The sequence below is a fragment of the Candidatus Accumulibacter necessarius genome (assembly GCF_036625085.1).
The window spans coordinates 201,866-220,114 of the sequence record NZ_JAZKUM010000006.1 but is presented as its reverse complement, the minus strand read 5'-3'; the positions used below and the strand labels follow the sequence as shown (position 1 = coordinate 220,114).

Sequence of the window (18,249 nt, the reverse complement as noted above, 5' to 3'; positions counted from 1 at the left end):
CATCAAGCCGCCTGACGGGTAAGGCAGGCCGGCGAACAGGAAACTCATTTTCGGGCTGATGGCGATCGGGCTGCCACGATCAGCTTCATTTGATCGCGCAGCAGCAGCTGGCCATCGCCGGCCAGGAAACCGAGCTCGGCGTCATACTCTCCGGGGCTCAGGTCGAGCACGGTTTCGGTCTGCCCGTCGTGCAAGCGCACGCTCCTCACCAGAGACTGATTCTTTCTCAGCTGCAACGAGAAATACCCGGTTTCCCGGATCGAGGTCCCCTCCGGCGCGACGCCCAGACCGAGCACGCCAAGCTTGATCAGGAACGGGCTGTTGACTGTTTCGCCATCGCGAATATTTTTGATATAGACCCGTCTGGCGTCGGTCGGTGGCGTCGAGACTTCATCCTCATACCACGCCTGGCACGTCTCGTTGAAGCGATCGGGGTCAATCCTGGGCTTCGCCGAGCCCTGGCGGTTGGCGAGTACCTTGACATTGATCTTGCGGCTGAAGACGAAATACGGTCGGTGATCGTAATCGGCAAACAGCAGGCGCAGGCTATGCTCTCCCGGCGGAAGATCAATCGTGGCCGCTGTCTGCCCCTTGCCGAAATGTCGGTACTTGTCCGAGAAGGGGATCGGCTCGGAAACGGTCGCAGGCAGGGGCGTGTCAATCAACAAATGGTGATGGCCGCTTCCCTCCCGCTTGTTACCGGCGGGGATCACGCCCATGCCGCGGATGCCGAACTCCACCCAGAACGGCGTGCGAACGCGGAACTCGTCCCGCAGGTTCGAGAAGGTGACCGGCGTGGGTTCGGCGAACAGCCTGACTGACGTTCTGTCAGCCGTGAACTGCAGCCAGCAACGGCGCTCCAGAGGATCATCGGGCAACGGTCTGGCGACGCCGATGTCTGGTAGCAGCAGTAGCGCCAGGGCTTGGGCAATCTTCCGTATATTCATCAGCGGCCTCCAGGATTCCACACATCAATCAGCCGGCGGGGCCATCGCGTGGCAGCATAGCATGGTCAGCGCCGCAGGAGGATTTGTCACTCGCCCTGTCGCGGCAAGTGCCGCACGCCGCGCCTGCTGTGGCGCAGTCCGGCGGCGCGTTCAGCCAGCTGAGGTTTGATGTCGGTACGAACGTGTTCCGCCCTGAGTCAGACTGCCCGCCCTTGTTGGGACTGCTCAGACCGTGAAAGACTGAAGCCGTGCCAGGAAACCGTCATTGCCGCACAAGCGGGAATCTGGTCGGGCTTCAGCCGGATCTCGAGAATCGCCCCCGGGAGCAACGACCGGGCAGTCAACGGCAACGCTCATGTTCTGCCGCTCAGGCTTGGCCGGGGTGCCGTCTCGACGATGGCGATCGGTGAAGTGAATTGGCCGGAGGCGCCGTTCTCAGGGGGCAAGCCACAGTTCGGTGACCGTCGCCCCCCCGCCGTACGGACCCTTGTTGACCGTCAGGCTGACCTTGCTTCCCACCTTGACATCGGACAGTTTTCCCGGAACGCGCTGATCATCCTGTCGGTAAACCGCGACTGCCTCTGGGCGCAGGGTGAACCGGCGGTCGTTGGCGAGGACAATGTATCCCCCCCTGAGATCGATTTTCGTCACCGTTCCCGACTCCGAAGCCATGGTGGCGGAGGCGGTCCCGGCAGTGCCCGCGCCGCTTGCTCCCCTTGCTTCAATGGCAAAGGAATTCGGCACACAGAGCGAGGCGGCCAGGATCAACCAGGCGGGGTGGAGAGGAAATGTTTTCATCGCGCTCTTTCTATTGCTGTTGATCGGGAAGCTCGCGCCACGATATGCGACGGATCGCGGGCGCACCTGCCGGTGTTGGGACGGCCTGGGTGATGGTGGTGCCATCGGACTTGCGGATCAGCGCACGGACCTCTCCGGACGGCAGCCGGATCAACACCGGCCGGCTCGCGAGCGCGTTGCCCAGCGACACCGAAGACCAGCCCAGATTACCGTAGGCGAGGGCGCCGCCCGTACGGTAGTCGAGCAGGTTGAAGAACGATGAACCGCCGGGGACGCACACCTGACCGCTGGGAATGTTCGACGTGAAGACCAGGGTACCGAGCGCGAGTTGGGGATCGGTATTGACTCGTTCGCCACGCGCCGGCAGGTCAACATACCACCCGCGCTTGAGATTCGGGCCGGTGAGGTCAAACGTGTTTGCCGTTGCGGTACGTATGTTGCCCTGCAGCACCAATGTCTGCTGTTGCAGATTCGCACGTAGCGGGTTGATCGTTGGCGCCGCCGTGCGATCGTCAATCAGGCCGTACATCGTCTGCGTGGCAACCGAGACGACATCGCTGTCGCCCAGGTAGCGGCCGGTTCCAACATAGACAAAACGGAAGACCTGATTGTTTTCGATAATGCTGGTGAGTTCAGGCGCGGTGGTCACCGGCTGGGCGTTGCCGGCGCCGTCTACCAGCGTCGCCAGCCGCCTGACATGCCAGGCGTTCGGCGCACCGGTGAGGTCGAAGCGCCAGACATTGCCATTCATGTCGCCGCCGTACACCTGGGTGACCGTGTTGTCGACATCGGCGCTTTCGACGTAGCCGGAGATCGCGGCCAGGCCGCTGGGCGAAGCATTGTTGCCGACGCCGGTTGGGATGTCTTTGATCAGCGCGCCCGTCTGGGCGTTGAGAACAAACAGGTGGCCGACACCGTCACCGGTGAAGTTGACTGCCGCCGACATTGACCGTACGGCTGTTGTTGTAACCCGAGGTCACCAGGACGACCCAGCCCTGGTCTGCCGTCTTGGCGATGATCGGCTTGCCGAAGGTGAATCCGAGGTCGGCAACCACCTGGCCAGCCGTCGCACTGTTCGGGAATTCCCACAGGACATTGGCGGCGGCAGCGGCTTCGGTGGCCGGCGGGCCAGCCGAAACATCGAGTGCGTAATAACCGTAGCCGCCCTTGTTGAGCCCGCCGACCAGCAGCGTGCGCCAGTCACTGGCGGGGTTGTTGAGGTTGCCGCCGGTGCGATTGAAGTCGACGTCGGCAACGCTCGGCGTGCCATCAACGTAGAACTTGTGGCTGAAACCGGGCCGCAGCGAGAGGTTGGCGAGATTGGGGATGAGCAGGTTGGGGACATAAGCCCACTCCTCCGCACCCGTGGTGGCGTTGAAGGCATGCAACATGCCGTCGTTCGCCCCCTGGAAAACCACTTCCTGGCGTGCGGCGTGGGCGGTCTTGAAAGCGCTGTACCCACGATCGGTCGCGTCGTTGTAGTTGTTCGACGGGACGCCGACAATCACGGGTTCGGAGTTGACGATATCGCCGAGGACATGCGTTCGCGGGCGATAGATGACGGGTGCCGGCGCCGGCCCTTCCCCCGTGCGATCACCGCGAATGTAATTGACGATTCCGGGGCCGTCCACCGCGCTGATTGAATTCTGCTGTGACAGGCTGAGGGTGGTGAGCGCAGCCGGCGCTGCGGCGGGTGGCAGCGGGTAGGGCCGGAACGGAATGCCCTGGCCTGCCCCGGCGGTGCCGCTGTAGCTGACGATCCTTCGGAGGTTGTTGGCCAGGAGGTCGAGTTGTCCCTGTGCCGACGGAACCCAGAGTGGCTGCGCGATGAGCGGGGTGCCGGTGGCCAGGTCCAGTCGGTAGCTCTGTAGATCCCCGGTCCAGCTTCCGGAGTTGTACCCTGCCTGAAAGGCACTCGTCAGGGCCGTGACGTTGGCGTTGGCCACGGCCACCGCGGCGGCGGCGCCGTCGCGGGAGATCGCATCGTTGACCACCGTCGAGATGGCGTTCTGCAGCGAGGCGGGATCGTTGGCGAAGAATGCATTCGATGTTCCCCCTTGCGATGCCATTTCATCCATCACAGCAACGGCGCGCGCATTGGCGACCGTATCACCCATGGCGATCACGTAAGTCTGGACGTCGAAGTCATTCACGCAGTTGTTGCAACCGCGGTAAGGTACGGTACGCAGATTGGTCACGGCAGTGAAAGAATCGTTGGCGGCGGTACCGAAATTCCATACACCGTTCGCGTTGGTGTCGGTGCGGTCGGCCGCGCTATAGAGTGATCCGTCGGCTTTGCCGGTGGGCAGGCCGTCGGTCAGCAGCATGACGAAGTTCTTTTGGCAGAAGGCGCTGATCGGGCTGGTATTGACAGCGTTTGATTTCCAGTCCCTCTGGCCCAGGAAATAGTCTTTGGCTGATCGCAGCGTTCCCGCAAGGGGGGTGAACACGGCGGCATTCTTGATTTCAGGTGTCGCCTGGTTGGTTTCGCTTCCCAGCTTGGTCAGCAGGTCGTTGTAATGCACGACTGAGTCCGTCTCGACGGGTTCGTCGAGGCGTCCGCCACCGGTGATGCTTGAGTTGTATCCCCAGCCGCGGCGGAGAAAGAGTTGTCGGGTCACTCCCGGGAAGGAGGGCAGGTAGCCGGCATCCGTTGCGGTGAATTGGATGCGATTTCCCCAAAGATTCTGAAAGGCACCCATTACCCAGCCCGTGTTGTTGAGTCTGCGGTTATAGTACACAGTATAAGTTGTGGAGTTTTGCAGCACGAGGGTCGCTGTAGGCCCAGAGTTGCTGCGTTTGATTTGCAAAAGTATTGTAGAGAACGTCGAGAATCCACGGGTCGTCGGAACTGACATCGTAGGTGACGAACCTGCCGCCGGCAAACGGCTCTGGATTCGCGACGCAACGCCGATTGCCATTGCTGGCGGAGATGCCGGCGACGCAGTCGTCGGTCAGCACCATGCCGTTATCGTCTCCCATCAGGTAGACATAGGTATCCCGCAGCGAGGGGGCGGCGGTGGCAAAGCTCATCAGGCCCCAGTTGAACGACGTGCGGTAGTTGCCGAGCATGCCGCGCAGGATGTCGCGGCCGATATTGCCGCGGGTATTCGGGTTGTTGCCCGACTGGAGCGCCCCCCCCATGAAGGCGTCCATCGATTGCGAGTTGTCGAGCACCACCAGGAAATTCCCCTTGACCTGATTGCTGACCGCCATCGGGATGTCGTTGAGGTCGGTCGCGGCGCCATGCGCTGGGGCAGTTGCGAGCCCGAGGCCCAGGAGCAGCAGCGAATGCCGGAGAGTGCTCTGGAAGCCGGTTTGGGGTGTTTTCATTGCGGTGTTCTCCGATCAGTAGCTCAGAAATACCTGGACGTGGCTCTGTGTGTTCCTGGGGCCGGTGACTTGAACGGTCACCCGGTAGAAGATGATTCCGTCAGGCCGGGGAGGCCACCCCCACCGGGGCTCTTCTTGCTGACGGGCGTCAGGGGCGTGTCATTGCTGCAGTCATCGTTTGGCGGATTGGCGACGCCTGCGAAGGCGGTTGCACTGCCGGTCAATGACATAACGAATGGCGTAACCGCGGTTGGCCGCGGGCGCGAGGGGGACGTCATTGCCGTCCCAATTTGTCGTGTCGCGGCGGGTCCATGTGGATGGCCTTGTGTTGCTCCACCGGCATTTGCCGTCAGTCCACATCCCTGGGGCAAACGGAGCGTTGCCGCATCCAGGTTGGGCAGGTTGATCGACCTCTGACGGGAAAGTAGCGGCAGTCGGTCGTGCAGCCGACTGGCCACGCGCACCTCTGTGGCGGCGGCGGGAATGGCGACCAGGTCCGCCGCGGCGGCCTCGACCCCCAGATCGGCGATGTTCAACGTCGATTGCCGGAAGGCGAAATTGCCCGAGATGACGTTGGCCGAGTCAACGACGCGCACCAGCGCGACGCCGGCAATGGCCATCGCCGTCAGCATGATCAGCACCATGATCAATGCCACGCCCGACTGCGCTCGTCGTGCCGGCAGGCGCCGGGAGATCAGTTGTTCCATATCATGTTCTTCAAGGGCACGACGGTTTGAAAGACGCGATAACGGTAGTGCCGGTCGTCGGGACCGATCGCGACGGCAGGTCCATTGAGCCAATAGGCAATCGCCGCCGGGCTGACTTCGGTTTCTCTCCCAGTTGCCGCTGCGAACGATCAGGCTGATCTGCACCGCGACCAGGGTGTTGTTGCCGCCCACTCCCTTCGCGATCAGATCCGGCGTGTCATTGTCAAAGGTATCGAGCACTCCGTCGGCATTGGTGTCGCGGCCGTAACGCGCCCGCATTCCGATCACGCCGGGGATGAGATCAAAGGTTGTCAGGGTGCCATCGACCAGGTTTCTCTCGTCCATGCGCAGCATGTTGTTCTGCACATAATAGCTGCGGTCGACCAACTGGCCGAGATTGAGAACCTGGGCGCCGCCGGCGCCGCCTTTGTAGCCGGGTGCAGGGAAACAGGAATGTTCGCCGGGTTGTGGCGTATTCCATGGATAGGCATCGGGTCATGCGGCAAATCCCATGAGGTGCCCCGGTGACGCGGCACGCGGTTGCTTGCGCATCCTGGGAAAGCTGAAGAATGGAACAGTCTTTCGGCGGCTCGGAGATCAGGATCATGTCGCCCTGATTGAAGCCGACGCCGTTGTTGACCCGACGAGGCGCACGGTCCGAATCAGGCATGTCCGCCTGCAGCCTTGCCGTGAATATTGCCGAAAGGCGATGAACTGTAGAGGATATTGATCCTGTCAGTGCCAGCTGCCGGCGAGTCCGGCGTGATGGTGACCGGAAGTCCGGTTGCGCTGATGGTGATGGGGCAACAAGGCCGGCGTTATAGGCATTGATCGTCGAGCAGCCGAGCCCGACCATGCCGAAGCCGGCACTGCGCAGGTCCCTTTCGATCGAGAACGCGGCCAGCAGGCCGTTCTCCTGGCTCTGCGCGGTGCCGGTCGTCGTGCGCTTCCAGCCGTCGTAGACCGAAAAGACCTGCACAATGATCAACAGGCTGATCAGGGTGATGGCGGTCGCGACCAGCAGTTCAACCAGCGAGAAGCCGAGATCACTTTTCCGCAGGGAGATGCGCTTGTCCATGGCCTAGCCTCGGATCTGTGCTGCGGTGGTGTAGGAGTGGTAGACGGCTTCTTCCGGGTTTTTCCAGCACATGGTCACGGTGACGATATTGGTTGCCGGATCGACCGTGACTTGCTGCAGGCTGCTGGCGATGGCGGCCGAGGTCAGGCCGTTGAGTTCTGTCCGGAGCGCGTCAAGCCAGTTGGTGACGTTCACATTGGCCGATGCCGCGCCGGCAAAGGGGTCGGCGGAAAGGGGGTCGCACATCGTCCCGTTGGGCTGGTGCGCATAGCTCGGCCAGATTGGCACGATCGTCGGCCCACATCCGGCTGATCAGCTGATTGCCATAAAAGGCGGCGACCGCACGCTGTCGGGCATCGTCGGCATTCTTGATCGCTGCCGCCTGCAGCCCGATCAGGCCAAGAACGCCGATCGAGAAGATGGCGATGCTGATCAGCGCTTCGAGCAGCATGATCCCTCGCTGAGACTTTGCCGGGCCGGGTTGCCTGCCGGGTCGCCTGGGGGTGATTACGGTAGTTCGCATCTGCGCGTGTCGCCAAGGGTTGCAATGCTCGGATCACACATCCGGATCAGGCCGCCGTCGGTCAGTTCGATGCGCAGTTCCCGCGTTTGCGCGGCGGCGACGGCGGACGAATCGATGGCGATCTGCGCTATCGCGGTGTTGCGGCTTGCCACCCGGCCGAGGCCGTTGAAGACGATCGTGTCGGCTGGAGCCCAGAGCTGTGTTCAGGGCCGTGATGGTGACCTGCGAGGCCTGTTCGGCGGCCGATTTCTTGGCGACGATGAAGGGCGCCGTGGTGTCGGAAATGGGGATGTCGCACTGTTCTCCGGCCGTCACCGTCGGATCATTCAGGCTGACGACCCAACTGGTCCCTGACGGAGACAGGGCACACCCGGCACCCAGATCGCTCACCAGATGGAAGCGGACCAGCCGGTTCCGCTTGATTGCTTCATTGCGCGCGGTGCTCAGACCACTGGCAAGGGTTTCGGCGGCCGTGCGGATGCGGGAATTGGCAATCCAGGCGCTGTAATTGCTTGCGCCGAGGCCGACCAGAATGCCAACAATGGCCACCACGACGACCATTTCAATCAGGGTGAAGCCCCTGGCGGGGCCGGCCGGATTCAGCACGTCTGCCCCTTCGCGGTCAGCCAGCAGTTCGCCGGCGTGACGCCTCTGCCTGCCGGCAGGTTGGTCGTCCGGCGGTTGTTGGCTTCGTCAATGGTAAAGGTGAAGGCTGCCGTGCTGGTTCCCGCGACGCCGGTGGCGGTGATCAGATAAGCCTGGCCAAGAGGCACTGCCGGAACACGGGCCACGTTGGTGGTGCAGGCGAAGGTGAAGTAATTGCTGTCGCGTGCCGCAACCACCACGCCACAATTGCCGGCGGGGGCGGCTGGGGCCAGGTCGTAAGTCCGGTTGTCCTGGAAATACTGTTCCTTCACTACCCGCAATTGCGACAGCGAGCTGAGGGCGTCGGTCAGCTTGCTGCGCAGTACGTACTCCTGGTAGTTCGGCACGCCGATGGCCAGCAGGATACCGATCACCGCGACGACGATCATCAGTTCGATGAGAGTGAAGCCGTGGCTTCCGGGCAGGGGGCTGAGTGTTCTCATGGCATTCCTTGATGGCGCTTTCCTGCCGCCGGGCGGGGAAAGGGGAGGCGAAGGCGGGGAGGACGGCGCAGACGGCATTTCATTTCACAGGATCCGCCTTGCCCCGAGGGGCAAGGGCAATCATCGTTCGGAGCGTGACGGCGACTGATGGAATGATAGACGAGGGGGGCGCCGGGGCAAGTGGCGGACGATGTACGGCGCTTGTGGCGGATGAGTGGCGGGGCGGCTGCCGTGGTGGGCGGTAGAATCCTCCTTCCGCCGGGTTCGGCATCGTCCTTGCACACAGTGACTCTCTCGACAGCAGTCCTCTCTGGCACTTCAGCGGCGCAGCGACGGCGGGAAAGGCTGCTCTGGGCGCTGCTGGTGTCGCTGTGGCTGCATCTGCTGGTGTCGGCGGTGCCATTGCGAATCCCCGACACGGTCGGCGAAGCGGCGTCTGGGCGGGCGGCATCGGCCTTGGCGGCGACTCTGCGGGCGCGTTTGGTCAGGGGGAGTCGCTGGCCAGCAGGCCGACGCCACCGGCCGCGAAGCATGTGGCGAGGGCGGAAGGTCGCCCGGCCGCGGCGCGCGCCGCGGACTCGCCGGAGCCTGCGGCGCTGGTCGCGGCGCGGGGCCAGCGTCGGCTGGCAGCCGATATCCCGCCCTACCTGCTGGAGCCGTGGGTGGTGAACGCGCCGCTGGCTGGCTGGTATTTCTCGCGTGCCGAGCTGACGGTGCCGCCGGTCCTGCAGGACGCGCCACGATTGCAGTTCCCGGATGGAGAGCGGTGCGCGGCTGGCCGTGGCAGGGTGCTGCTGCGGGTGTTCCTGGGCGTCGGCGGTGCGGTCGAGGGAATCGAAGTGCTCAGCAGCGATCCGCCGTCGGTTTTCGACGAAGCGGCGGTCGCTGCCTTTGCCAACCTGCGCTTTCGCCCGGGCGAGATCGAGGGCGTGGCAGTGACCAGTCAGACGGCTTCGAGGTCCATTTCGATGACAGTGAAAGCGGCAGCAGTGCCGACAGTGAAACCGGCAACAGCGCCTCGACCGAGCGGCCGGAGGATCGCCAGAGGCGCGGCGCGGGCAGCGGCGCATCGTTTCGTTAGTGCGCGCTTGCCTGGCCATGAACGTGGCACTGGCGCTTACTGACGGCCCGGATGAGGACGAAAAGGACGGGTGCCAGCTGCGCAACCCCGTGCCGCGACGGCTGCGCGGCGATTCGGGAACGCGCCTAGATGATTTCCATGTGACCCAGGCCGGCCGTCAGATCCCGGTCCTTGGATTCCTTGCCATGCAGCTTGATCTGCAGTCGCAGGTCGTTGAGCGAGTCGGCGTTGCGCAGGGCATCGGCGTAGGTGATCTGGCCGTCCTCGTAGAGATCGAACAGCGCCTGATCGAAGGTCTGCATGCCCAGTTCGCGCGAGCGCCTCATCACGTCCTTGATTTCAGTGACCTGGCCCTTGAAGATCAGGTCGGATATCAGGGGTGAGTTGAGCAGGATCTCGATCGCCGGCACCCGTCCCTTGCCGTCCTTCTTCGCCAGCAGGCGCTGTGAGACCAGCGCCCGCAGGTTGAGCGAGAGATCCATCAGCAACTGGTGGCGGCGTTCCTCGGGGAAGAAGTTGATGATCCGGTCGATCGCCTGGTTGCTGCTGTTGGCATGCAGCGTGGCGAGGCAAAGGTGTCCGGTTTCGGCAAAGGCGATGGCGTAGTCCATGGTCTTGCGATCCCGGATTTCTCCCATCATGATCACGTTCGGTGCCTGGCGCAGGGTGTTCTTCAGCGCGATCTCCCAATTGTCGGTATCGACGCCGATCTCGCGCTGGGTGACGATGGATTTCTTGTGCTCATGGACGAATTCGATCGGGTCCTCGATGGTGATGATGTGACCCTGGCTGTTGCGGTTGCGGTGGTCGACCAGCGCTGCCAGCGAGGTGGTCTTGCCGGTGCCGGTGCCGCCGACAAAAATGACCAGGCCGCGCAAGGTCATCGCGATGTCCTTCAGCACCGGTGGCAAGCTGAGTTCGTCGAGCGTCGGTACCACCAGGTTGATCGTGCGGCAGACCACGGCGACCCGTCCCTGCTGGACCAGCGCATTGACGCGAAAGCGGCCGATGCCCGGGGGCGAGATGGCGAAGTTGCATTCCTTGGTGGCCTCGAACTCGGAGGCCTGACGGTCGTTCATGATCGAGCGCGCGAGTTCGGCGGAGTGCTGCGGCAGCAGTGTCTGGTTGGAAACCGGCATCACCTTGCCGTCGATCTTGATTGCCGGCGGGAAATTGGCGGTGATGAAGAGGTCGGAGCCGTTCTTCTGCATCATCAGACGCAGCAGTTCGTGCATGAACTTCAGTGCCTGATCGTTTTCCATCCGGGGTCTCCTCCTCGCAAGCCTGGCTCAAACGCCGGCAAAGGCATCTTTGTTGGCGGCCTTGGCGCGCGCTTCGGGCGCCGAGACGATATTGCGCTTGACCAGTTCGAGCAGGCACTGATCGAGCGTTTGCATGCCGAACTGCTGCCCGGTCTGGAGCGAGGAATACATCTGTGCGACCTTGTTTTCACGGATCAGGTTGCGAATCGCCGGTGTCCCGATCAGGATCTCGTAGGCAGCGACTCGTCCCTGGCCGTCCTTGGTCTTGAGCAGGGTTTGCGAGATCACCGCGCGCAGCGATTCGGAAAGCATCGAGCGAACCATTTCCTTTTCGGCCGCCGGGAAGACGTCGACGATGCGGTCGATCGTCTTGGCGGCGCTCGAGGTGTGCAGGGTGGCGAATACCAGGTGGCCGGTTTCGGCGCCGGTCAGGGCCAGGCGGATGGTTTCCAGGTCGCGCATCTCGCCGACCAGGATCACGTCCGGGTCCTCACGCAGCGCCGAGCGCAGGGCATTCTGGAATGACAGCGTATGCGGACCGATTTCGCGCTGGTTGATCAGGCATTTCTTCGGCTGGTGAACAAATTCGATCGGATCCTCGACGGTGAGAATGTGGCTGTAGGCATTCTCGTTCACGTGATTGATCATTGCCGCCAGGGTGGTCGACTTGCCCGAGCCGGTGGGCCCGGTGACCAGAACGATGCCGCGTGGATAGTCGGAGATGTCCTTGAAGATCCTGGGGCAGTTGAGGTCTTCAAGCGTCAGGACCTTCGATGGAATGGTCCGGAAGACGGCCCCCGCGCCGCGATTCTGGACAAAGGCGTTGACGCGAAAACGCGCCAGATTGGGAATCTCGAACGAGAAATCGCATTCACGCGTATCTTCGTACTGCTTGCGCTGGCTGTCGCTCATGATGTCGTACACCATGGCGTGCACGTCCTTGTGCTCCATGGCCGGCAGGTTGATTCGCCGCACATCGCCGTTCACCCGGATGATCGGTGGCAGGCCGGCCGACAGGTGGAGGTCGGAGGCCTTGTTCTTGACACTGAAAGCCAGCAGTTCGGTGATGTCCATCCGGTTCGGTCCTCGGGCGACAGGGCAGGGCGCGGTGCTATACTCTTGAAATCTGCGCAACGCCCGATTATGACCACACTTACTGCCAAGCTGCAAGCCGTTCTCGCGCGAATCGCCGGCGCCGCGCGGCAGTACGGCCGTGACCCCGCCGATGTTGGCCTGCTCGCCGTGAGCAAAAACTGGCCGGCCGCTACCGTACGTGAGCTGGCAGCCGCCGGCCAGCGCGCTTTTGGCGAAAGCTATGTTCAGGAGGGCCTTGCCAAGATCGACGAGCTGCGGGCGCTGGGGCTTGACTGGCATTTCATCGGTTCGCTGCAGGCCAACAAGACGCGCCTGGTTGCCGAGGCTTTCGACTGGGTACATTCCATCGATCAACTGCGAATTGCGCAACGCCTTTCCGAACAACGACCGGCGACGCTGTCACCGCTGTCGGTCTGTCTGCAGGTGAATGTCAGCGGCGAGGCCAGCAAGGGGGGCGTTTCGCCTGCGGCTGCGCCCGGCACTGGCGCATGCGGTGGCGGGACTGCCGAGGCTGCGGCTGCGTGGGCTGATGGCCCTATCCCGGCGCCGAGCGATGACTTCATGGAGCAGCGCGGCCCTTTTCGCTGCTTGCGGGAACTTTCCGAACAATTGCAGGCCGATGGCTTGTTGCTGGATACTCTTTCGATGGGCATGTCGCATGATCTTGAAGCAGCCATTGCCGAAGGGCGACGCTGGTGCGTGTGGGCACCGCAATTTTTGGTGAGAGAAGATGAAGATCACTTTCCTTGGCGGGGGCAACATGGCCAACGCACTGATCGGCGGGCTGATGAAGACCGGTTTCGCGGCCAGCGACATCGCGGTCATCGAGCTGGGTGCGCAGGGGCGCGCCAAGCTGCGGCTGGCCTACGGCGTCCGTTGTTATGAAGCGCCAAGTGCGCCGGCGCTTGACTGTGATGCGCTGTTGCTGTCGGTCAAGCCGCAGCAGATGCGCGATGCCTGCTCGCCGCTACTGCCATACCTCAAGCAGCAACTGATCATCAGCATCGCGGCCGGCCTGCGGCTGGCCGATGTTTCTCGCTGGCTGGGCGGTTACGGCAAGATCGTGCGCGCGATGCCCAATACGCCGGCGCTGATTGGTTGTGGCGTCACCGGGCTGTGTGCGATGGCCGCGGTGTCGATGGCCGAGCGCCTGGGGGCCGAGCGGATCCTGCAGGCGGTCGGCAGTACCTTGTGGATTGCCGACGAAGAGAAGATGGACGCGGTCACCGCGATCTCCGGCAGCGGCCCGGCCTATGTCTTCCTGTTCATCGAAGCCCTGCAGCAAGCGGCGAGCGAATTGGGTATCACGCCGGGCAGGCGCGCCAGTTGTCGATCGATACCGTGCTCGGTGCCGCCAAGCTGGCGGCACAGTCAGGTGAAGCCGCCAGCGTGCTGCGCGAGCGCGTGACTTCGAAAGGGGGGACCACCGAGGCAGCACTGCGCACGATGGAGGAACGCTGCGTCAAGGAAGGTTTCATCGCCGGGGTTCTCGCTGCCAACACCCGCGGCCGTGAGTTGGGTGAATTGCTCGGCCAGGACAGCTGATGATCGCGCAGGCCAGCTTGTTCCTGCTCGATGTGCTGACCGCTTTTCTGACCGTGGCGCTGCTGCTGCGCTTTTATATGCAGGCCTGCCGCGTTTCCTTCAACAATCAGATCGGCACTTTCGTCGTCGAGTTGACCAACTGGCTGGTCAGGCCCCTGCGCAAGGTCTTGCCCGGCTGGTACGGCTCGATCTGGCGAGTCTCCTGCCGGCCTACCTGCTGCAGGTCAGTTTCGTTCTGGCGGTGTTCCTGTTGCGCGGCGGTGCCGAAGGCTGGGCGGTCGAGACCTGGCTGCCGCTGCTGCTCTGGCGCGGCCTGCTGGCCACCCTGCGCCTCAGCATCTACCTCCTGATCGGCGCGCTGATGGTGCAGGCCGTCCTGTCTTGGGTCAGTCCCTACTCGCCCCTGAGTCAGCCGTTGTCACAGCTGACCGGGCCTGTCCTGCGCCCGATCCAGCGGGTCGTGCCGCTGGTCGGGTACCATCGACCTGTCGCCGTTGATCGCCATCGTCCTCGCGCAACTGGTGCTGATGTTTATCTGAGCGGTGTGGTCGATTGGCTGCGCGAAGCGGATGGCGCAATCACGCTGACCGTCCATGTTCAGCCCGCAGCAAAGCGCAGCGAAGTGCTTGGCCTGCACGGCGACGCGCTGAAGATTCGTCTCGCGGCGCCAGCGATCGAAGGCCGGGCGAACGCTGCCCTGCTTGAGTTTGTTGCCCAGCGACTGGGCGTGCCAAGGGCTGCGGTGACCTTGAAAAGTGGCCAGACGTCGCGGCGCAAGGTCCTGCTGGTGCTCGCTGCGCCGGTGGACGCGGTGCGCCGCCTGCTCGGCCCGTGAGCCGACGCCGCGGTCGTCAGGCGGCCCGTCCCGCGCCTGCTCGGGCCTCGAAGACGACGCGTCCGCCGACCAGCGTCATGCGCACCCGGCCCCTGACTTCGCAACCCACGAACGGTGTGTTCTTGCCCTGGCTGCGCAGCGCGTCTGGCGTGGCGCGCCAGACTCGTCGGGGTCGAACAGGCAGATATCGGCGGCACTGCCAACGCTCAGCGAACCCGCCTCTATGCCAAGAATGGCTGCCGGATCACAGGTGACGCGAGCGAGCGCCATGGCCAGCGGCAGCCGCCCCTCATGCCAGGCATTGGGGCCGCCCCCGACCAGGTCGCAATCCGGATCAAGGCCGGCAGTCCCCGGGGCGTTCGCTTGCAGTTCCCACCGCAAATCATTTCGTGCGGCGCGTGTGTTTTCTTCTGCAGCCCACTGCAGCGTCAGTGGCAGCAGGAGCTCGAGGGCGGTGGCGCCGGGCAGGGCTTCGGCGAACGGCAGTTGCTTGCCATCCGCATCGACCGGGGTGTGGTCGGAACAGATCGCTGCCAGCCCTTCGGTGATGGCGGCGCGCAGCGCGTCACGGTCGCTCGCCGAGCGCAGCGGCGGGTCGAAGCGCGAATTGCTGTCGAAGTAGCCGATGTCCATGTTCCGAAAGATGCAGGTGATGGATCGCAACGTCACAACTGACCGGTATGCCAGACCGTCTGGCTGCCCGGATCAGGTCGACGCCGGCGGCCGAGGACAGGCGCGAAAGATGCAGGCGGACGCCGGTTTCAGCGGCCAGTTGCAGGGCGGTGGCGATGGCCACGGTTTCGGCAGACACGGGGATGCCGGTCAGCCCAAGCCGTGCGGCGACTTCGCCGTCGTGCGCGACACCCTCGCGGGCGAGAGAATCATCCTGCGGTCGCAGGTGGACCGCGTAGCCGAAGGTCGCTGCGTACTGCATGGCACGCAGCAGCGACTGGGTGTCGACGATCGGCCTGTTTGGCCTGCGAGAAGGCGATGCAGCCGGCGCGCGCCAGGCCGTTCATTTCGGCGAGCCGCAGACCGGCCAGATCTTGGTCAGCGCGCCGATCGGATAGACCCGCGCCAGCCCCGTTGCCTCGCTGCGCCGACGAGGCGCTCGACGAGCCCCGGTTCGTCGAGCGGGGGCTTGGTGTCGGGCGGGCAGGCCAGCGAGGTCACGCCGCCGGCCACCGCCGCTCCGAGCTCGGGCTCGATGCCGCCCAGGCGAGCGGAAAGATCGACCAGCCCGGGGCAGGCGATCAGGCCCAGCGCGTCGATGCTTCGTTCGGCGAGAACCCGGCCGGCGGCTCGCCGATTGCGGCAATCCGGCCTCGGCGATGAACAGGTCGAGCAGGTCATCGACGCCGTTGTGCGGGTCGATCAGGCGGGCGTTCCGGATGTGGAGGTGTTGCTTGCTCATCGCTCAGTTCCCCGCCAGGATGCCCATGACTGCCATGCGGACGGCAATGCCGAAGGTGACCTGCGGCAGGATCACCGCCTGTGGTCCGTCGGCGACGTCGGAGTCGATTTCGACGCCGCGATTCATCGGCCCCGGGTGCATCACGATGGCGTCCGGCCTGGCCAGCGCCAGCATCGCCGGCGTCAGGCCGTAACAGCGGAAGTACTCGCGCGCCGAAGGCAGCAGCGCGCCATTCATGCGCTCGTTCTGCAGCCGGAGCATGATCACCACATCGCAATCGCGAAGTCCCTCACTCAGGTCGTGGCAGACGCGCACCCCCATTTCTCGATGGCCGTCGGCAGCAGCGTTTGCGGGCCAACGGCGCGGACCTCGGCGGCGCCGAGTGTGGTCAGCGCGTGGATGTCCGAGCGGGCGACGCGCGAGTGCAGGATGTCGCCGACAATCGCCACCACCAGATTGGCGAAATCCTTCTTGTAGTGACGGATGGTGTACATGTCGAGCAGGCCCTGCGTCGGATGGGCGTGGCGTCCGTCGCCGGCATTGACCACGTGCACGTCGTTCCGCCCGAGGCGTCGCAGGTGGTCGGCGATCAGGTGCGGCGCGCCGCTTGCGGCGTGCCGGACGACGAACATGTCGGCGTGCATGGCGACCAGGTTGTCCACCGTGTCGAGCAGGGTCTCGCCCTTGGCAGTCGAGGAACGGGTGACGTCGAGGTTGATGACGTCGGCGGACAGGCGCTTGGCGGCGATTTCGAAGGTGGTGCGCGTGCGCGTCGAATTCTCGAAAAAGACGTTGAAGACGCTCTTGCCGCGCAGCAGGGGCACCTTCTTGACGTCGCGGTGGGACACCTTGAGAAAGCTCGATGCGGTGTCGAGAATGTGGTTGATCACTTCGCGGGGCAAGCCCTCGATCGACAGCAGGTGGGTCAGCTCGCCATTGGCGTTGAGTTGTGGATTATGCACTCGCGGCCACGCTCCAATGCAGGCGACCGTTGGCCTCCGCCGAGAGGATCAGTTCCTGAGACGGGTCGAGCTCGACCTGCCAGGGGCAGAAGTCAGCGGAGATCGGTAGCTGGCGCCGGCCTCGATCGGCCAGAACGGCCAGCTGGATGCTGGCCGGACGTCCGTAGTCGAACAATTCGTTGATTGCCGCACGCGTCGTCCGGCCGGTGAAGAGCACGTCATCGACCAGGATCAGTGGCCGGCCCTCGACGTCGAAGGGAATCGAGCTCGGCTTGACCCGGGCATGAAGACCCCTCTCGCCGTAGTCGTCTCGGTAGAAAGAAACGTCGATCAGGCCGATTTCGTTGCCGAGTCCCAGCAGCTCGCGCAGGCGCCTGGCCACCCAGACGCCGCCGCTATGAATGCCGACCAGGACCGTGTCCGCTTGCAGTCGGGGTCGGATCAGCTCGGCCAGTTCGGCACATTGTGCCTCGGCGTCAGGGAGGTCAATGGCGGGTATCGTCTTCTCGGTCATCAGGGTGTTCGGGTCGGGGGGAAAGGTGGTCAATGCCTTGCTCGGCAAAACCGTCAAAATGACCTTGCAGGATCAGCTGGGCCGCGATGGCGTCGAGGTGCTGGCGCGCGTTGCGCCGGGCGGTTCCCGCGGCCCGCAGGCGCTCCGCCGCTTCGACCGACGAGAGCCGCTCCTCGGCATACTCCACGTCGAGTCCGAAGCGGCCGCGCAACTGATTGGCGAAGCGCGTGCAGCGCGCGGTCATGGCGTGCGCTGTGCCGTCGAGCGAGAGCGGACGCCCGACGACCAGGCTGGCGGGTTGCCATTCCTCGATCAGCGCAGCGATGGCCGTGAAACGCTCGGCGTTCGCCTCGCCGTGGAGGGTGGTCAGCGGATGTGCCTGCAACAGTTGCCACTCGCCAACGGCGACGCCGATGCGCTTTTCGCCAAAATCGAAGGCCAGCACCGTGCCTGAGGGTTTGCTGCCGGACTCAGGCATGCCCGGCTTCATCGACAAGATTGGCGAGATTGACGCCGAGCAGTTCCAGTGCCGATGCCAGCCTCTCCTCGTAAGGTGAGTCGAAGAGGATGTGCAGTTGAGCCGGCACGGTTAACCAGGCATTCTGCACCAGTTCGTGTTCGAGCTGGCCGGCAGCCCAGCCGGCGTAGCCGAGTGTCACCATCACGTCGCGTGGCTGGCCGTCGCGCGCGACTGCCTGCAGGATGTCGCGCGAGCTGGTGAGGCCGACGTGCTGGTTGATGACCAGCGTCGACTGCCACTGGCCGACCGGTCGATGGAGGACGAAGCCGCGGTCGGTCTGGACCGGTCCGCCGAAGAGAACGGGCAGATTGGCGAAGCCTTCGGCCTGCAGGGGAACATCGATTTTCTCCAGCAGCGTCCCCAGGCTCATGTCGATCGGCCGATTGACGATCACGCCCAGCGCGCCACGCGGGTTGTGTTCGGCGATATAGACCAGGCTCTTGGAAAAATAGGAGTCGACCATCGCCGGCATGGCGATGAGAAAATGATCAGTCAGGTTGATGCTTTGCATGGTCTCATTTTAATGGGCGGTGGCGGCTGACACAAA

20 protein-coding genes and 4 pseudogenes are annotated in these 18,249 nt (G+C 63.8%); 6 read left to right on the top strand and 18 right to left on the bottom strand.

Annotated elements, in window-relative coordinates; genetic code table 11:
• Window positions 1–44: 44 nt before the first annotated feature.
• The 11 genes from V5B44_RS17440 to V5B44_RS17390 all read right to left on the bottom strand — a co-directional run bounded on the left by V5B44_RS17440 (window position 45) and on the right by V5B44_RS17390 (window position 8,474).
• Window positions 45–947, bottom strand: coding sequence for a DUF4399 domain-containing protein (locus tag V5B44_RS17440; protein WP_332360263.1), 903 nt, complete (start codon window positions 945–947; stop codon window positions 45–47).
• A gap of 435 nt (window positions 948–1,382) precedes the next feature.
• The gene (locus V5B44_RS17435) at window positions 1,383–1,745 is read right to left on the bottom strand and encodes a hypothetical protein (RefSeq protein WP_332360262.1); all 363 of its coding nucleotides are present in this window, start codon (window positions 1,743–1,745) and stop codon (window positions 1,383–1,385) included.
• Between the two features lie 10 nt (window positions 1,746–1,755).
• Window positions 1,756–2,691 carry a pilus assembly protein gene (locus tag V5B44_RS17430; RefSeq protein WP_332360261.1) on the bottom strand — a complete coding sequence of 312 codons (936 nt, stop codon included), beginning with the start codon at window positions 2,689–2,691 and terminating at the stop codon, window positions 1,756–1,758.
• Window positions 2,663–4,447, bottom strand: coding sequence for a pilus assembly protein (locus tag V5B44_RS17425; protein WP_332360260.1), 1,785 nt, complete (start codon window positions 4,445–4,447; stop codon window positions 2,663–2,665). The genes V5B44_RS17430 and V5B44_RS17425 overlap by 29 nt, the downstream gene beginning before the upstream one ends.
• A 28-nt stretch (window positions 4,448–4,475) precedes the next feature.
• A complete protein-coding gene (locus tag V5B44_RS17420) occupies window positions 4,476–5,078 on the bottom strand; it encodes a hypothetical protein (RefSeq protein WP_332360259.1) in 603 nt (200 codons plus the stop codon).
• A 77-nt stretch (window positions 5,079–5,155) separates the two neighbouring features.
• Complete coding sequence (locus V5B44_RS17415) at window positions 5,156–6,139, bottom strand: PilW family protein (RefSeq protein ID WP_332360258.1); 984 nt, start codon at window positions 6,137–6,139, stop codon at window positions 5,156–5,158.
• Window positions 6,087–6,863, bottom strand: a complete 777-nt coding sequence (locus V5B44_RS17410) for a PilW family protein (RefSeq protein ID WP_332360257.1) — start codon at window positions 6,861–6,863, stop codon at window positions 6,087–6,089. Before V5B44_RS17410 ends, V5B44_RS17415 begins: the two co-directional genes overlap by 53 nt.
• 3 nt (window positions 6,864–6,866) lie before the next feature.
• The gene (locus tag V5B44_RS17405; RefSeq protein WP_332360256.1) at window positions 6,867–7,058 is read right to left on the bottom strand and encodes a hypothetical protein; all 192 of its coding nucleotides are present in this window, start codon (window positions 7,056–7,058) and stop codon (window positions 6,867–6,869) included.
• A complete protein-coding gene (locus V5B44_RS17400) occupies window positions 7,036–7,386 on the bottom strand; it encodes a type IV pilus modification PilV family protein (protein WP_332360255.1) in 351 nt (116 codons plus the stop codon). The genes V5B44_RS17405 and V5B44_RS17400 overlap by 23 nt, the downstream gene beginning before the upstream one ends.
• Before the next feature lie 33 nt (window positions 7,387–7,419).
• Window positions 7,420–7,992 (bottom strand): GspH/FimT family pseudopilin, encoded by a 573-nt coding sequence (locus tag V5B44_RS17395; protein WP_332360254.1) that lies wholly within the window; start codon window positions 7,990–7,992, stop codon window positions 7,420–7,422.
• On the bottom strand, window positions 7,986–8,474 hold the full coding sequence (locus tag V5B44_RS17390; protein WP_332360252.1) for a type IV pilin protein: 489 nt from the start codon (window positions 8,472–8,474) through the stop codon (window positions 7,986–7,988). Before V5B44_RS17390 ends, V5B44_RS17395 begins: the two co-directional genes overlap by 7 nt.
• 371 nt (window positions 8,475–8,845) lie before the next feature.
• On the opposite strand from V5B44_RS17390, the gene V5B44_RS17385 reads away from it, so the two are divergent.
• Window positions 8,846–9,598 (top strand): TonB family protein, encoded by a 753-nt coding sequence (locus V5B44_RS17385; RefSeq protein ID WP_332360251.1) that lies wholly within the window; start codon window positions 8,846–8,848, stop codon window positions 9,596–9,598.
• Between the two features lie 82 nt (window positions 9,599–9,680).
• Here V5B44_RS17385 and V5B44_RS17380 read toward each other — a convergent pair whose 3' ends face one another.
• Together V5B44_RS17380 and V5B44_RS17375 are read right to left on the bottom strand one after the other, a co-directional pair.
• Window positions 9,681–10,817, bottom strand: coding sequence for a PilT/PilU family type 4a pilus ATPase (locus tag V5B44_RS17380; protein WP_332360249.1), 1,137 nt, complete (start codon window positions 10,815–10,817; stop codon window positions 9,681–9,683).
• Between the two features lie 27 nt (window positions 10,818–10,844).
• Window positions 10,845–11,891: a type IV pilus twitching motility protein PilT gene (locus tag V5B44_RS17375; RefSeq protein ID WP_332360248.1), complete on the bottom strand. Its 1,047-nt coding sequence runs from the start codon at window positions 11,889–11,891 to the stop codon at window positions 10,845–10,847.
• A 69-nt stretch (window positions 11,892–11,960) separates the two neighbouring features.
• Here V5B44_RS17375 and V5B44_RS17370 point away from each other — a divergent pair, with 69 nt between their 5' ends.
• From V5B44_RS17370 to V5B44_RS17345, 5 genes and pseudogenes are all read left to right on the top strand, one after another.
• Window positions 11,961–12,797, top strand: coding sequence for a YggS family pyridoxal phosphate-dependent enzyme (locus tag V5B44_RS17370; RefSeq protein WP_434735477.1), 837 nt, complete (start codon window positions 11,961–11,963; stop codon window positions 12,795–12,797).
• A pseudogene (gene proC / locus V5B44_RS17365) lies at window positions 12,700–13,457 on the top strand (pyrroline-5-carboxylate reductase). Before V5B44_RS17370 ends, proC begins: the two are co-directional and overlap by 98 nt.
• Window positions 13,457–13,807: a YggT family protein gene (locus V5B44_RS17355; RefSeq protein WP_332360245.1), complete on the top strand. Its 351-nt coding sequence runs from the start codon at window positions 13,457–13,459 to the stop codon at window positions 13,805–13,807. The pseudogene proC and the gene V5B44_RS17355 overlap by 1 nt, the downstream one beginning before the upstream one ends.
• 11 nt (window positions 13,808–13,818) lie before the next feature.
• Window positions 13,819–13,872, top strand: a pseudogene (locus V5B44_RS17350) (YggT family protein); the annotation flags it as partial.
• A 129-nt stretch (window positions 13,873–14,001) separates the two neighbouring features.
• Window positions 14,002–14,292, top strand: coding sequence for a DUF167 domain-containing protein (locus V5B44_RS17345; protein ID WP_332360434.1), 291 nt, complete (start codon window positions 14,002–14,004; stop codon window positions 14,290–14,292).
• Window positions 14,293–14,367: 75 nt separating this feature from the next.
• Here V5B44_RS17345 and V5B44_RS17340 read toward each other — a convergent pair.
• The 5 genes and pseudogenes from V5B44_RS17340 to V5B44_RS17320 form a co-directional block, all read right to left on the bottom strand.
• Window positions 14,368–15,706 (bottom strand): annotated as a pseudogene (locus tag V5B44_RS17340) (dihydroorotase).
• Between the two features lie 3 nt (window positions 15,707–15,709).
• Window positions 15,710–16,668: pseudogene (locus V5B44_RS17335) on the bottom strand (aspartate carbamoyltransferase catalytic subunit).
• Window positions 16,661–17,158, bottom strand: coding sequence for a bifunctional pyr operon transcriptional regulator/uracil phosphoribosyltransferase PyrR (gene pyrR, locus V5B44_RS17330; protein WP_332360433.1), 498 nt, complete (start codon window positions 17,156–17,158; stop codon window positions 16,661–16,663). Before pyrR ends, V5B44_RS17335 begins: the two are co-directional and overlap by 8 nt.
• Entirely contained in the window at window positions 17,154–17,660 is a 507-nt protein-coding gene (gene ruvX, locus V5B44_RS17325) for a Holliday junction resolvase RuvX (RefSeq protein ID WP_332360244.1), read from the bottom strand. The genes pyrR and ruvX overlap by 5 nt, the downstream gene beginning before the upstream one ends.
• The gene (locus tag V5B44_RS17320; protein ID WP_332360243.1) at window positions 17,653–18,213 is read right to left on the bottom strand and encodes a YqgE/AlgH family protein; all 561 of its coding nucleotides are present in this window, start codon (window positions 18,211–18,213) and stop codon (window positions 17,653–17,655) included. The genes ruvX and V5B44_RS17320 overlap by 8 nt, the downstream gene beginning before the upstream one ends.
• Window positions 18,214–18,249: the final 36 nt, after the last annotated feature.